A 15661-nucleotide genomic window follows, 5' to 3' on the forward strand; every position below is an offset into this window, starting at 1 on the left:
TCATAGCTTTTTTATTTTAGTTTATAAAATATGAATTTGATTTTCTTCACATTGATCAATCATCGATTGAGGCCAGACACTAGCTTGAACTTCACCAACATGGGCTTTACCTAACAGCAACATGCAAAGACGTGATTGACCAATTCCACCGCCAATGGTGTAGGGCAGTTGATGATTCAACAACAGTTGATGATAAGGAAGATGGATTCGATCCTCTGCGTTAGCTATTTTTAGTTGTTTTAGCATCGACTCTTCACTAACTCTGATTCCCATGCTTGAAATTTCAAGGGCTTTTTGAAGAGGTTCATACCAAAATAAAATATCGCCGTTTAATTGCCAATCATCGTAATCTGGTGCGCGTCCATCATGACGCTCACCACTTTTTAGCGTCCCACCAATTTGCATTAAGAAAACGCAACCCAGTTCTTTACAGATGGCGTCCTCGCGTTCTTTAGGAGTTAATTTCGGAAAACGATCCTCTAATTCTTGGGTAGTGACAAAATGAATTTGATCAGGAAGATGATAGACGGCTTCAGGATATTTATACCAAACTTCGTGCTCCATGTGTTTGATTACTTTAAAAATTGTTTGAACTGTTGCTTTAAGGGTAGTTAGATTACGCTCACTTTGATCGATAACTTTTTCCCAGTCCCATTGATCAACATAGATGGAATGAATATTATCAAGATCTTCGTCTTTACGAATGGCATTCATATTAGTATAAAGTCCACTGTGCATCTCGAAACCAAAGCGTTTCAAAGCAACTCTTTTCCATTTAGCTAGAGAGTGGACGATTTCGATGCTGGTTTCAGGCATATCTTGCATAGAGAAGGAAACTGGGGTTTCAACTCCATTTAAATTATCGTTTAACCCAGTGGCACTAGGAACGAACATTGGTGCAGAGAGACGTGAGAGGTTGAGTTCTTTTCCAAATTCATCTTGAAAAGTTTCGCGGATGTAGCGAATGGCCTCTTGGGTTTGACGTACTGATAATTTTGGATCGTATGATGCAGGAATAATTAAATCCATAATTGATTCTCCTTTAATAAATTAGATTTTAAGGATAAAAGAAAAAGCCTTTCATCCATGACAAGGGACGAAAGACTTTCCGCGGTACCACCCAAGTTGCCTATATTTAATAAGCCACCTCAATAAGAGTACAAACATACTCCTCCGATTGGTAACGTACCGGTCACGTCTAAGCCTACTTTAGCCTATGCTATTTCAGTTAGAAACTAAGAAAGTGTTATTCAAAAGTATCAGGGTCTGATTGGGTTCCCACTTATCCCAACTCACTGACAGAATGATAAATTCTACTCGTCTCTCTTTTTGTCTTCATTGATTTTTAATTTGATTATCATATTATCATAAGAAACTGAAGTTGTAAAACATAAATTTGTTTTTTAAAACTATATTAATTTCCAAAAAGCTTTGATGTAGCTAAATACTGCATTAAGGCTTTTTTTATTAATTTCCGAGCTTTTAATTAACGTGTCGAACTGTTTATTTTTCAAAAACGAACTTTTTATTAAAAAATAAAATAAAAAGTTCGTAAAATATCTTGATAAAACTAATTTTACTTGTTACACTGAACTTGAAATTTGATACAGCATTTAAATATGGAAGGGAATTGTCATGAGAAAAGTCGCAGTAGTTATGGGTTCAATTTCTGATTGGTCAACCATGAAACTGGCCACAGACATACTTGATGAATTTGAAGTCGATTATGATCGTCATATTATTTCAGCACATCGGATGCCGAAAGTATTACAGAAGTTTGGTGAACAAGCACAAGAAAATGGATATGCCGTGCTGATTGCAGGAGCTGGCGGAGCAGCTCATTTACCGGGAATGTTAGCAGCCAACACAATTTCACCTGTAATTGGGGTTCCTATTGAAAGTCATGCATTACACGGAATGGATTCATTACTATCAATTGTCCAAATGCCTAGTGGAGTCCCCGTTGCGACTACGGCTATTGGGAGTGCAGGTGCTAAAAATGCCGCTTTATTAGCAGCTGAAATTTTAGCGTTAATCGATAAAAAAGTTGCTGAAAAATTAATTGAATTCCGTCAAAAACAGACTCAGGAGGCTATTGAGAGTGAAAAGCAATTCTGAAAAAGGGATTATTTTACCGCCGGCAACAATTGGGATTATTGGTGGTGGGCAGTTAGGTCAAATGATGGCGTTAGCGGCTAAAGCTATGGGATATAAGGTGGGGGTTCTAGATCCTACGCGAGATTGCCCAACCAGCCAAGTTTGTGATTTTCAGATTGTAGCCGAATATACTGACCATCACGCCTTAATGCAAATGGCGGGGCGGAGCGATGTTTTAACTTATGAATTTGAGAATGTTGATTTAGCTAGTTTGAAAGTAGCACAAGAATTGGTAACCATTCCGCAAGGAACCAACTTACTAGCTATTACTGGAGACCGAATCCGAGAAAAAAATTTTTTGAGCAGTCATGGAATTCCGGTTACCTCCTATCAAGTTGTTGAAAAGCCTACTGATTTAGAAGTAGCAATTGCTAAATTAGGTTATCCAAGCATTTTGAAAACTAGTGAAGGAGGTTACGACGGACATGGACAACAAGATATTAATTCCGAAGCGGATTTACTTGCTGGACAACGTTTAGTAGCCCAAGCTCCATGTATATTGGAACAACGTCAAAATTTTACTAAAGAATTATCTGTCATGGTAACGCGCAGCCGCGAAGGAATCGTCCAATGTTTTCCAGTAGCCGAGAATGAACATCAGCACCACATTCTACATCAAAGCATTGTACCAGCCCGGGTTTCTCAAAACGTACAAGACAATGCTCGAAAAATTGCTCAAAAAATTGCTCAGAAATTAGAACTAAGGGGCGTTTTAGGAATCGAATTTTTTATGCTAGAAAATGGCCAATTATTGGTTAATGAAATGGCACCAAGGCCACATAATTCGGGACATTATTCCATCGAAGCATGTAATATTTCACAGTTCGAAGCTCACATTCGGAGCATTTGTGGATTGGCTTTACCAAAAGTCACACAAACTACACCAGCGGTGATGGTAAATCTTCTCGGGCAGCACCTTGAAGCTGCTCGTCAGAAGTTAGTTCAAAGACCCGATTGGCATTTTCATGACTATGGGAAAGCCGAAAGTCGAGTGAATCGAAAAATGGGACACATCACAATATTAGGTGATATTCAAAAAAGCTTAGATTCAATTAAATCAGAAAATATTTGGGAGATAAAATAATGAAGAAGACCACGTTGATTAAAGAAGGCAAAGCAAAAAGACTTTACAATACAGATGAAAAGGATTTGGTGTGGGTTGAATATATGGATCAAGCAACTGCCCTAAATGGAAAACGTAAAGATCACATTGCTGGTAAAGGTGAATTGAATAACCAAATCGATTGTATTTTATTCGAGCAATTAGTTGCAAAAGGGATTCACACGGACTTTGTCCAAAAACTTTCAAACAACGAACAATTGAATCGTAAAGTAAAAATTATTCCACTAGAGGTAGTCGTGCGTAACGCGGCATCAGGCAGTTTCCAACGTAAGTTTGATGTTTCGTATCTACAAGCATTTGACCAGCCTGTTGTGGAATTTTTTTATAAATCTGATGAATTAGATGACCCATTTATTAATACTAATCAAGCAATTGCGTTGAAAATCATTGACTTAGAAGAGAGTCAACGATTGGAAAAGATGGCGTTAGAAATTAATCAAATTTTAAAAGAACGCTTTGCTAAAGCCCATTTGCAACTGGTTGATTTTAAGGTTGAATTTGGTAAAACCGCAGATGACGAAATTGTATTAGCAGATGAAATATCACCAGACTCATGTCGCTTGGTTGATTTAACAACTAAAGAATCACTTGATAAAGATGTTTTTCGTAAAAAAACTGGAGATTTAGTGACCGTCTATCAGGAAGTTTTAAATCGCTTGAATAATTCACAGGAGGAAGTTCATGTATAACGCCAAAATTTACGTTACTTACAAAGAATCGATCTTAGATCCCCAAGGAGAAGCAATTAAAACAGCGTTACATCGATTAAACTACGAAAATGTTAAAGCTGTAACTGTCGGAAAATATTTTGAAATAAAAATTGAAGATCATGGTCAAAATATTGAAGAGCAAGTTAGAAAAATGAGTGATGAGCTACTAGCAAACATTAACATGGAAACTTATCGATTTGAGATTAGCAGGATTGAGGAGGACTAGCAATGATTTACAGCATTATTCGTTTTCCAGGGTCTAATTGTGATTGGGATATGTACTATGTTTTGCGCGACGTTATGAACGTTGTGCCTCAATTTGTGGACTATCGCGAAAAATCCTTACCGCAAGATACAGTTGCAGTCTTAATTCCAGGCGGTTTTTCATATGGTGACTACTTACGAAGCGGCGCAATCGCACGTTTTTCTCCCATCATGGATGCTGTAAAAAAATTTGCCTATGCGGGAAACCCAGTAATTGGAATTTGTAACGGATTTCAAATTTTAACCGAAGCCGGGCTGCTTCCGGGGGCCTTGCGATCGAATGATAGTTTGAATTTTATTTGTAAACCACAAAAATTAGTGGTTGAAAATAATCAGACTATCTTTACCAAACGTTTTGATTTAAAACAGACCGTAATGTTTCCCATTGCCCATGGTGAAGGTAACTATTATTGTGATTCGGCTACTTTACAAGACTTAAAGGATCATCATCAAATTGTTTTACGTTATCAAAATAATCCCAACGGAAGTACAGACGATATTGCGGGAATTATCAATCAGAAAGGCAATGTGCTAGGGATGATGCCCCATCCTGAACGCGCTAGTGAAGCCGTCCTAGGTGGCGAAGATGGCAAAATGCTGTTCCAAAGTTTAATTGAAAGCATGACGCAAAATGTTTAATTAAAGGAGTTTTCGCAATGATGAAGAAATTAACACCTACCGAAATTCGAGATCAAAAATTGTATTTGCAATGGGGGATAAGCGAAGACGAATATCAGAAAATCAATGATGCTTTAGGGCGCCTACCTAATTTTACAGAAACGGGTTTGTTCGCTGCGATGTGGAGTGAGCATTGTGCATATAAAAATTCTAAACCCCTCTTAAAACAATTTCCAACAACGGGTTCACAGATTTTACAAGGGCCCGGGGAAGGAGCTGGAATTGTTGATATTGGTAACAATCAAGCGGTGGTCTTTAAAGCAGAAAGTCATAATCACCCTACGGCAGTGGAGCCTTATCAAGGAGCGGCTACTGGAGTTGGAGGAATTATTCGTGATATTTTTTCCATGGGAGCGCGTCCGATTGCATTAATGGACAGTTTACATTTCGGTGAATTGAATGATGCCCATACTAAGTATCTTGTTGACCAGACAATAGCTGGAATCGGCGATTACGGTAATTGTATGGGAATACCTACAGTAGGAGGGGAAACGACCTTCGATACAATTTATCAAAACAATCCAGTCATGAACGCAATGTGTGTGGGGTTATTGGATATCAACGACCAACAAAAAGGAGCGGCTGCTGGTGTAGGTAATGCCATTTACTACGTGGGGGCTAAAACGGGACGTGATGGAATTCAAGGAGCCATTTTTGCTTCAACCGAATTTAGTGACGAACAAGAAACGCAACGTTCAGCCGTCCAGGTTGGAGATCCTTTTGCTGAAAAACAACTAATGGAAGCGTGTCTAGAACTGATTCATAACCATTCCGAATATCTAGTGGGAATTCAAGATATGGGAGCAGCGGGGTTGATTTCATCATCTGCAGAAATGGCTGCTAAAGCTGGATATGGAATGCATTTGAATTTGGATTTAGTTCCACAACGTGAAGAAGAAATGATCCCTTATGAATTAATGCTATCTGAATCTCAGGAACGGATGCTGCTCTGTGTCAAACAAGGATTTGAACCCGCAGTTGAAGCACTATTTGCTAAATACGAGAGCGAAGCAGTAAAAATTGGTGAAGTTACTGCAGGTGACCGCTATCAATTAACCTTTAAGGGCGTTCAAGTTGCTGATGTACCAGTGCATGCTTTGGTGGATGAAGCCCCAGTTTACCATCAACCAAGTCAGAAACCTCAGCATATCAGTGAAACTAAAAAGCAACAGTATCAACCTAAAATTGAAAATTTAACTAAAACCTTCCAAGCGATGTTGCAACAACCCACAATTGCGCATAAAGGTGCTATTTTTGAACGGTATGACTCTCAAGTTCAAACTAATACAATTTCAACGACACAAAGTGATGCGGCAGTGGTTCGTATTCGAGGAACTCAGAAAACTTTGGCGATGACGACCGATGCTAATCCGCGTTATTTGTATTTAGATCCCTATTATGGTGGACAAATCGCGGTCAGTGAGGCCGCTCGAAACATAGTTGCTACAGGTGGAATACCATTGGCAATTACCGACTGTTTGAACTTTGGTAGCCCCGAAGACCCAGAAAGTTTCTATGAATTAGAACAGGCTACTAAAGGGATGACGGAGGCTTGTAAATTATTTGATACACCCGTCATTTCAGGTAATGTCTCACTTTATAATGAATCCAACCAACAACCCATTTATCCAACACCAATGGTTGGAATGGTTGGTTTAATTGAAAATCCAGCTTGGATAACAACCATAGATTTTAAAAAATCTGGTGATTTAATTTATATTTTGGGAGAAACAACAGCAGAACTTAATGGTAGTGAATTACAAAAAATGCAACTCGGACATGTTGAAGGTCCATTATTTAATTTCGATTTACGCTATGAACAGGAGCAACAAGAATTGTTGACTCAGTTAATTCACGCGGAACTTTTGAATAGTGCGCATGACTTAGCCGAAGGTGGCTTAGCCGTTGGTTTAGCTGAATGCGCGTTCGCTAGTGAGTTAGGATGTGACGTCAAGACTAATTTAACAGCTACAGAACTATTTGCCGAAAATCAGGCCCGCTTTATTGTGACGATTGCTCCAGATAAACAAAAGATTTTTGAAGCACAAGTGGCAAACAGAGCAACTTTAATCGGCCAAGTTGGCGGTAAGCGGATCAAAATTGCAACGATGGATGATGTAATTGATGTTGATTTGAAAAATACTAAGGAGAGTTGGAAGGGAGCCCTAGCATGGCAGCTGAATTAAAGGGTCTAAACGAAGAATGCGGTGTTTTTGGTATTTGGAATGATTCAGAAGCTGCCCAACGGACCTACTTCGGACTTCACAGCTTACAACATCGAGGCCAAGAAGGTGCTGGTATTGTCGTTCGTAATCAAGAAGGACAGTTGAAAATTCATAAAGGAAAGGGGCTTTTGGCAGATGTATTTAGATGTCCCGATGATTTGGCACAGCTGATTGGGCCGAGTGCGATTGGTCATGTGCGCTATGGAACAGCTGGAAACCGAGGAATTGAAAATATCCAACCGTTACTTTTCCACTACTTACAGGGAGATGTGGCGATGGCCCATAATGGTAATTTAACCAATGCAGTTAGTTTACGACGCGAATTAGAAAAAAGTGGTGCTACTTTTCAATCTAATTCTGATACGGAAGTACTAATGCATTTAATTCAGCATCAAAAAGGTCCAACTTTTATTGAAAAATTAAAAGCGAGTTTAAAACAAATTCAAGGTGGATTTGCTTACTTAATCCTTACCAAAGATGCACTGTACGCGGCCCTTGATCCGAATGGTTTTCGGCCCTTAGTAATTGGAAAATTAGCTAACGGTTCGTATGTTGTTGCTAGTGAAACCTGTGCTTTAGATGCGGTCGGAGCAACCTTGGTTCGAAATGTTGAACCGGGACAGTTAGTTCAAATTGATCACCATGGGCTTCAGATTAGTAATTTTACTACTAAAACCCAGTTATCAATTTGTTCGATGGAATACATTTATTTTGCGCGACCCGATTCAAATCTTTATGGCGTTAATGTTCATCTCGCTCGTCAACGGATGGGTCAACGATTGGCAAAAGAAAACCCCATTAAGGTCGATATGGTGGTGGGGGTGCCGAACTCTTCGTTATCAGCAGCATCTGGAGTGGCCGAACAACTAGGCGTTCCCAATGAAATGGGATTAATTAAAAATCAATATAGTAGTAGGACTTTTATTCAACCGACCCAAGCACTACGTGAACAGGGAGTGAAGATGAAATTATCTGCATTAAAAGCAGTAATTGCGGGGAAAGATGTGGCATTAGTTGACGATTCAATCGTGCGGGGTACCACCAGTCAGTATATTGTGAAAATGTTAAAAAATGCAGGAGCTAAGTCGGTGCATTTGATGATAAGTTCTCCACCACTTAAATATCCATGTTTTTATGGAATTGATATTGAACATACACGTGAATTGATGGCTGCTAATTATACGGTAAGTGAGATGTGTCAGAAAATTGGAGCAGATTCACTGCATTTTTTGAGCCTGCCAGGTTTAATTGAGGCGATTGGTTTACATCAAGATGCCCCTAATGATGGCTTATGTGTAGCGTATTTTGATGGTAAATATCCCACCCCCCTTTATGATTATGAAAAAGATTTTGAGATCCCTAAAACAGCTAACGACTTTACATTATCAGCAATGGCCCAAGTGGAGGAAAAATAATGGTAGAAAGTGCTTATGAAAAAGCAGGTGTGAATATTACAGCTGGTGAAGAACTTGTAGCTGATCTAAAGCAAAAATTAGGTGCTCCAGACCCTCATGTTCTAGGCGGACTTGGCAGTTTTGCTGGATGTTACCAGTTATCAAAAGATCAATTGGATCAGCCGGTTTTAGTAGCGGGAAGTGATGGAGTGGGAACCAAAGTGCTTTTAGCGGCCCAGTCAGGTCAAGTTGAAACGATTGGGCAAGATTTGGTTGCCATGTGTGTAAATGACTTATTGGCGCAAGGGGCGTTGCCATTATTCTTTTTAGATTATTTAGCACTATCACATTTAGAGAAAAATCAGGTTCAAAAGATTTTAAACGGAATTTTAAAAGCCTGCCAGGCTCAGTCAATCACCCTGTTAGGTGGAGAGACGGCTGAAATGCCTGGAATTTATCAGAAACACCATTTTGATTTAGCCGGTTTTGCTGTGGGACTAACTGCTAAACGTGATTTACTCCAAGCAAAAAATGTCCACAATGGAGATTATTTAATTGGTCTTCCCTCCAGTGGATTACATAGTAATGGTTATTCGTTAGTTCGTAAAATTTTATTTGAAGATCATGATTTCCAGTTCGATGATCAGTTGGCAGGATTAAATGATAGTTTGATTGAAGAATTGATGCAACCCACCCGTCTTTACGTCAACGTGATTCGGCCACTTTTAAAACAAAAATTGGTCAGCGGAATCGCCCATATTACCGGTGGAGGATTATTAGATAACGTTCCGCGAATGTTACAAGATCAGCAACAGGCTGAATTTAAGTTGGATAGTTGGGAAAAGCCGGCAATTTTTAAAATCCTAGCGGAACTTGGAAAGCTATCCCAGACAGATTGTTATGAAACTTTTAACATGGGGATTGGAATGGTACTAGCTGTTAGTCCCAACAATTATGCCAGAGTGGTAGCAGAACTTGAACAACAGAAAGAAACATATTTTAAGATTGGTAAAGTGAAAAAACGGGAGAAAGATGCACCAGTGGTTTATCTTTCGGGAGGGAGCAGATGATTAATATTGCGGTTTTTGCATCAGGAACAGGGACTAATTTTATGGCATTACACCAACATATTCGAGAAACAAAAGTTCCCATTAAAATTGCATGCTTAATTTGTGACCAACCCAATGCGCCGGTTGTTACTAAAGCTGATGAGTTAGGAATTCCAGTCTGGACCCATCATTTGAGAGAATTTGAAGATAAAGTGAGCTATGAAAAGGCGATTTTACGTGAGCTAAAAAAATATAATTTAGCATTAATCATTTTAGCTGGGTACATGAAGATTGTTACCAAAGTTTTGTTAGAGGCTTATCCACATGCCATTCTTAATATCCATCCAGCGCTGTTACCATCGTTTCCAGGGCGCCATGGAATTGAGGATGCGTTTGAATATGGAGTAAAAATTACGGGAGTAACGATTCACTGGATTGACGGAGGGATTGATACTGGCCCGATTATTGCTCAGCAACCTGTACCGATTTTACAAGGGGATGATGCGGAGCATTTAGCTCAACGTATTCATCAAGTTGAACATGATTTATATTTTAAAAGCATCTGCCAAGTATTAAAACAGAGAAAGTTGATTAACTAAGGAGAGATTAACCCATGAAAACTGCATTACTAAGTGTGTCAGATAAAACTGGAATCGTTGAATTTGCTAGAGGTTTAGTTAAGGCAGATTTTAGAATCGTATCAACGGGTGGAACTAAAAAAGTTTTGGAAGAGGCTGGATTATCTATTGTTAGTGTTGAAGCTATTACTAACTTTCCAGAAATGTTGGACGGACGAGTTAAGACGCTACATCCTGCCATTCACGGAGGATTGTTAGCGCGCCGTGACTTACCGGAACATTTGGCAGCCCTCAAAGAACATAATATTGATTTGATTGATCTAGTTTGTGTTAATCTTTATCCGTTTAAATCGACTATTATGCAAAATGGAGTGACGGAAGCAGAAGCAATTGAACAAATTGATATTGGCGGTCCTAGTATGTTACGCTCAGCGGCTAAAAATTTTGCATCAGTTTTACTCGTAGTTGATCCTAAAGATTATCAACCAGTTTTAGCTGCACTAGCCCATCAGACGGACGATGTTAAATTTCGGCGAGTGTTAGCTTTGAAGGTCTTTCAGCATACTGCTGCTTATGACACTTTGATTGCTCAATATCTTGGACAAAACGGTGAAATTTTCCCAGATGAACTTACCAAGACTTATACTAAAAAACAAGTAATGCGTTATGGCGAAAATAGTCATCAAAAAGCAGCCTTTTATGAAGATGCGCTACCTGTACCATTTTCGATTGCTCAAGCTCAACAATTGCACGGCAAAGCATTATCATACAATAACATCAAGGATGCTGATGCCGCTTTAAAAATGAGCGCCGAATTTAATCAACCAGCCGTGGTTGCGGTTAAGCATATGAATCCATGTGGAATTGGATTAGGTCAAAATATTGAAGAAGCTTGGGACCGCGCTTATGAAGCAGACTCGATGTCAATTTTTGGTGGGATTATCGTCTTAAATCGACCAGTAGATTTAGCGACAGCAGAAAAAATGCATAAACTTTTTCTTGAAATTATTATTGCACCTAGTTTTGAAAAAGAAGCTTTTACAGTTTTAGCTCAAAAAAAGAATTTACGGATTATGACGGTCGATTTTAATCAACATCAGGATGCTAAAGAACTTGAAACAGTTTCAGTAATGGGCGGGCTCTTGGTTCAAGAACAGGATGCGGTAGTTGAAACGGCGACTGACTTCAAAGTGGTTTCTAAACGTCAGCCAACGGAAAGTGAACTTAAGGCAATGGTATTTGGTCAAACCGTTGTTAAACACGTTAAAAGTAATGCAATTGTGATTACAACTGATCAACAAACCTTAGGGATTGGTGCAGGCCAAATGAATCGAATTGGTTCGGTTGAAATTGCGGTTAAACAGGCTGAAGGTTCAGCCAATTTTAAAAATGCGGTGATGGCTTCGGATGCATTTTTCCCTATGGAAGATTGTGTTGAATATGCTGCTAAACATGGAATTAAAGCTATCGTTGAACCTGGTGGAAGTATCAAAGATCAAGCTTCAATTGATAAGGCGGATGAGTTAGGAATTTCATTAATATTTAGTGGACGTCGTCACTTTAGACATTAAGCGGAGGTACCAGATGGCAAAAGTACTTGTGGTTGGAAATGGTGCAAGGGAGCACGTTCTTGGACGTCAGCTATTGAAAAGTAATCAAGTAGAAAAAGTTTACTGTGCACCCGGAAATCCAGGGATGTTGGAAAGTGGCATTGAAATTATTCCTATTGGCGTCACAGATTTTGGGAAATTAGTTGAGTTCGTCCAGAAACAGGGTATTGATTTGACGGTTGTCGGACCAGAACAACCTTTACAGCAAGGAATTGTAGATTATTTTAGTACTGCGGGGTTAACGATTTTTGGACCGACTCAAGCAGCCGCTAAACTAGAAAGTTCCAAAGAATTTGCTAAAAAGATTATGCAAGAAGCGGGGGTCCCCACGGCTAGTTATGTTAGTTATCAAAATGAAGTTGCCGCAATCAAAGGGCTAGCGAAAAATAGTTATCCACTGGTAATTAAATCGGATGGCTTAGCGGCTGGAAAAGGGGTCGTTATTGCTAAAAATCAGGAAGAAGCTACGACAACGATTCATAAAATGTTGGGTGAACATCAATTTGATAGTAAGTCCATTATTATCGAAGAATTTTTAACGGGACAGGAATTTTCCTTGATGGCTTTTATTCAAGATGAGCAAATTATTCCCATGCCTCTATCGCAAGACCACAAGGCAGCTTATGATGGTGACGAAGGTCCCAATACAGGGGGGATGGGAGCGTATAGTCCCTTGCAGCATTTTCCAAGTGATTTGGTTAATGAAGGTGTGGAAAAAATTATTCGTCCTATTATTCGAACACTTAAAAAGAAGAATATTGCTTTTTGTGGGATTCTATACGCTGGTCTAATAATGACAGACTCCGGTCCTAAAGTGATTGAATTTAATGTACGGTTGGGTGATCCTGAAACGGTGGTAGTATTACCGCAGCTACAAAGTGATTTATACGAAATGTTGCAGGGATTGCTCCACCACCAAGTGCCAGTGGTTAAATGGCAAAAAGACCAGGTTTACTTAGGAGTAGTAATTAGTTCGCAAACTTATCCGCAAGCTTCGGCAAGGGGAGTTGAACTAGCAGATTTTAATTACCTTCCATCCAATATTACAGTTAATTATGCGGGCGTTAGTTGCAATCGAGACGGTCAATTAATTAGTAATGGGGGACGAATCCTATGTTTGACCACTGGAGCGAGCAATATTACGAAAGCTCAAGCAATATTGTACGGATGGTTAAATCAGCATCCAATTCTGGGCTTACGTTATCGAAGTGATATTGGAGATAAAGCAAAATAAAAAATAACCATGGAAGAACGATGACGGCGACTTAAAATAATTCGATTCCATGGTTTTTTTAACTAAAAAATTAGTAACATTTAATACTATATAAAGTGTAAAACGTTTTAAGTAAGTGCTATAATTAATCGTAAGTGTGGTATAGATATAGTAAAGAAGTAACGAGATAATTTTTACTTGTCATTGAGTGATTTCCCAAACAAACTGAACAGGGTTTGAAGTCGTAAATATGGATATTATGCTAGTTGTACTTGATAAATTAAGAACGATCGGTATATCAGAAGATTGGATTCAGATGGTTTGGAAGATTAGGACGATGACAGAGTAAAGCAAGATTATTTGATGAACATTTTAAGTAATCGGTTTAGTCATGATTTTAATGAGCACTAACTTAAGAAATGTGGTTTGTATACTTCTTTTATGAAATTTAATCGATACATCATTTATTGGTTTAATGGAAATTTTGATAGTGAAATTACGACGGATGAGTTAATTAACTTGTCCGTTTTGTGAGTAGTATGTTATCTAAATATTTTTAATGTAAGATATCCAAAATAATGTATGAACTTAGAGTACCCAGTAATATTCAGCTTTTAAAAAAAGAAGAAATAAATTTAATGTTTTGGGAGAAGTTATAAAAATGGTTGTTCAACATGATGAAATCAAAAAATTATTAAAGGGTAATAACTTAGATAGCACTAACGAATGGATTGTCTATGGTACCAAAGGTGAAAGGGGATATTGGATTGCGTTGAGTGATCGGGGGGTTACCCTGTTGCCTGTTGCTCAGCAAGGAAATCTAACCGGGGAAATTATCCCCTTCGATAATCAAAAAATTAAAAGTATTGCCTTAAAAAAGAGCATTCTATCGAATAAGCTCATAATTGTGGATACTAAAAATAAAAAACATGTTCTAAAAGTAGCTACTCGCCATCTGGGAAATAAACATCATCATGAAGACTTTTTAAAAATTATTGAAAAATATAAAAAATAAAAAAAACGATTTTAAGTGTCGATGAGGACATTAACTGTTATCTTAGAATTTTTGTCTCAATTCGGAAGATATCATAGTTACTTAAAATCGTTTTTTTATTTTAATCATTTAAGTTATAGCGTAATTTCATGTGAGCTGATCCTAATGTTACCATGTCACCAAGTAATTTAGTTTGACGGGTAAAGGATTCTGTAGCTAGTTGTTCATTAGCTTGTTCAAGAAATTGAGTTGGGTTAGTTTGGTGCTTGATTGCCCGATCAGTTTCATTTTGAATTCGACGATAAATACCAGTGGTTTCAAGTTCGAAGGTGTTCCGAAGATCAACGTATAAGTCGTAATCTGTATCACCTAAAAGAGCGGTAGTACAGCTCAGCCAATACATGTTGTTCATATCAAATGTACCAGTTGCATTCTTATAGACAGCTGGTGTGTCGGTGACATGAGCGTAAAAAGGAACTACCGTGTTGAACGTGTTGGCTCCGTATGCAAGCCAGTGAATGCCGGCAATTTCTGCTGGAACATGGTTTCGGATTTGAAGGATGTGGACATTATGATTCCGATTGATACCGATTGGACGAAAGAGGGTCTTTTGGTCTTCAGTACCGTTACCATATGGATCAAATTCCGTATTTTCAAAGTGGGAGCTCAAAACAAACTTAACGTCTTCAATAGAGATCTTTTTGTTAGCATGACAGATAAAAGGTAAATCTTGCTCCATGGGATCATTTTCAATCTCAGGGTTGAAGTATTTCTGGCCATACCAAGTACGGGGATTATTGTAAACAGTATCTTTAATAGAAGCACTACCAAAGATATGACGGAAATTATAACCGTCAAAATCAGGATTTAAGTGATATTCATCAATTAAATCTTTTAAATCAGCTGAGCATAGCGTGTCATCAGATTCAAAATCAAATTGATCGATATTCATACGGTTAGGTGCCACAACGTAGGCGTCATCTGGTATACGAACGGCAGCCCAATGATGGCCACCAATCGTCTCCAACCACCAAACTTCTTCGTTATCAGAAAAAGCGATACCATTAGGTTCATATGTTCCAAACTTTTCTAAAAGAGCGCCTAAGCGTTTAACACCTTCACGTGCGCTGTGAATATATGGAAGGACGAGCGTAACAATGTCTTCTTCACCAATTCCATTCTCTACGAAGGGGTCCATACCTAAGACACGTGAATTAGTAGTGATTGTCTCGGTTGCAGACATGGCAATATTTTCACTATTAATCCCCGCTGCAGGCCAGATTCCGTTAGTTAAAATGGAATTTGGCATTGATGTGTAACTCAAAGGCTGATCAGGAAGCTTGATTTTAACACCACTGATAACGGCTTGGTAATCACGTGGTTGTTCCTCGGGGTTAACGACCACGAAACGTTGAGGATCAAGAGCTTCATGACCATCATCATTACGGGAAATAATCGTTGAACCATCAATAGAAGCATCTTTACCGACCAAAATGGTCGTGCAAGAACCTTTAATTTTCTTATTCATAGATTAAAAACCTCCTAAAAATTTGTTATTTTCTATTATAGCGCTTTTAAATTGTTTTTGGTAACGAACGATAAAACGTTTTAAAAATAATAACGTTCGTATTTTTGTTTTAATGAAAAGGTTAATGTGCTAAAATGT

14 protein-coding genes and 1 other annotated feature are annotated in these 15661 nt (G+C 38.5%); of the genes, 12 read left to right on the plus strand and 2 right to left on the minus strand.

Annotated features, from left to right (window positions below; genetic code table 11):
- Positions 1-21 precede the first annotated feature (21 nt).
- On the minus strand, positions 22-1029 hold the full coding sequence (gene asnA / locus IV86_RS03730) for an aspartate--ammonia ligase (RefSeq protein WP_002833283.1): 1008 nt from the start codon (positions 1027-1029) through the stop codon (positions 22-24).
- A gap of 60 nt (positions 1030-1089) precedes the next feature.
- Positions 1090-1339: a binding site (T-box leader), on the minus strand.
- 296 nt (positions 1340-1635) lie between these two features.
- Here asnA and purE point away from each other — a divergent pair.
- The 12 genes from purE (at position 1636) to IV86_RS03790 (ending at position 14016) form a co-directional block, all read left to right on the plus strand.
- Complete coding sequence (purE, locus tag IV86_RS03735) at positions 1636-2118, plus strand: 5-(carboxyamino)imidazole ribonucleotide mutase (RefSeq protein ID WP_002833284.1); 483 nt, start codon at positions 1636-1638, stop codon at positions 2116-2118.
- Positions 2102-3241, plus strand: a complete 1140-nt coding sequence (gene purK / locus IV86_RS03740) for a 5-(carboxyamino)imidazole ribonucleotide synthase (RefSeq protein ID WP_002833285.1) — start codon at positions 2102-2104, stop codon at positions 3239-3241. The genes purE and purK overlap by 17 nt, the downstream gene beginning before the upstream one ends.
- Positions 3241-3969 carry a phosphoribosylaminoimidazolesuccinocarboxamide synthase gene (gene purC, locus IV86_RS03745; RefSeq protein WP_002833286.1) on the plus strand — a complete coding sequence of 243 codons (729 nt, stop codon included), beginning with the start codon at positions 3241-3243 and terminating at the stop codon, positions 3967-3969. Before purK ends, purC begins: the two co-directional genes overlap by 1 nt.
- Complete coding sequence (purS, locus tag IV86_RS03750) at positions 3962-4216, plus strand: phosphoribosylformylglycinamidine synthase subunit PurS (protein WP_002833288.1); 255 nt, start codon at positions 3962-3964, stop codon at positions 4214-4216. Before purC ends, purS begins: the two co-directional genes overlap by 8 nt.
- Before the next feature lie 2 nt (positions 4217-4218).
- Positions 4219-4893 (plus strand): phosphoribosylformylglycinamidine synthase subunit PurQ, encoded by a 675-nt coding sequence (gene purQ, locus IV86_RS03755; RefSeq protein WP_002833290.1) that lies wholly within the window; start codon positions 4219-4221, stop codon positions 4891-4893.
- Positions 4894-4910: 17 nt separating this feature from the next.
- Positions 4911-7118, plus strand: coding sequence for a phosphoribosylformylglycinamidine synthase subunit PurL (purL, locus tag IV86_RS03760; RefSeq protein WP_002833292.1), 2208 nt, complete (start codon positions 4911-4913; stop codon positions 7116-7118).
- Positions 7103-8572, plus strand: coding sequence for an amidophosphoribosyltransferase (purF, locus tag IV86_RS03765; protein WP_011673678.1), 1470 nt, complete (start codon positions 7103-7105; stop codon positions 8570-8572). The genes purL and purF overlap by 16 nt, the downstream gene beginning before the upstream one ends.
- Positions 8572-9621 carry a phosphoribosylformylglycinamidine cyclo-ligase gene (gene purM / locus IV86_RS03770; RefSeq protein ID WP_002833294.1) on the plus strand — a complete coding sequence of 350 codons (1050 nt, stop codon included), beginning with the start codon at positions 8572-8574 and terminating at the stop codon, positions 9619-9621. The genes purF and purM overlap by 1 nt, the downstream gene beginning before the upstream one ends.
- Positions 9618-10199: a phosphoribosylglycinamide formyltransferase gene (gene purN, locus IV86_RS03775; RefSeq protein WP_002833295.1), complete on the plus strand. Its 582-nt coding sequence runs from the start codon at positions 9618-9620 to the stop codon at positions 10197-10199. Before purM ends, purN begins: the two co-directional genes overlap by 4 nt.
- A gap of 14 nt (positions 10200-10213) precedes the next feature.
- Positions 10214-11749, plus strand: a complete 1536-nt coding sequence (gene purH / locus IV86_RS03780) for a bifunctional phosphoribosylaminoimidazolecarboxamide formyltransferase/IMP cyclohydrolase (protein WP_056979365.1) — start codon at positions 10214-10216, stop codon at positions 11747-11749.
- Positions 11750-11762: 13 nt separating this feature from the next.
- Positions 11763-13022: a phosphoribosylamine--glycine ligase gene (purD, locus tag IV86_RS03785; RefSeq protein ID WP_002833298.1), complete on the plus strand. Its 1260-nt coding sequence runs from the start codon at positions 11763-11765 to the stop codon at positions 13020-13022.
- Positions 13023-13662: 640 nt separating this feature from the next.
- Positions 13663-14016, plus strand: a complete 354-nt coding sequence (locus IV86_RS03790) for a hypothetical protein (RefSeq protein WP_055126382.1) — start codon at positions 13663-13665, stop codon at positions 14014-14016.
- A 100-nt stretch (positions 14017-14116) separates the two neighbouring features.
- Here the strand turns inward: IV86_RS03790 and IV86_RS03795 are convergent, their stop codons facing one another.
- Positions 14117-15523 (minus strand): C69 family dipeptidase, encoded by a 1407-nt coding sequence (locus IV86_RS03795; protein ID WP_002833300.1) that lies wholly within the window; start codon positions 15521-15523, stop codon positions 14117-14119.
- Between the last annotated feature and the right edge of the window lie 138 nt (positions 15524-15661).

The organism is Pediococcus pentosaceus (assembly GCF_001437285.1).
Classification (GTDB): Bacteria; Bacillota; Bacilli; order Lactobacillales; family Lactobacillaceae; genus Pediococcus; species Pediococcus pentosaceus.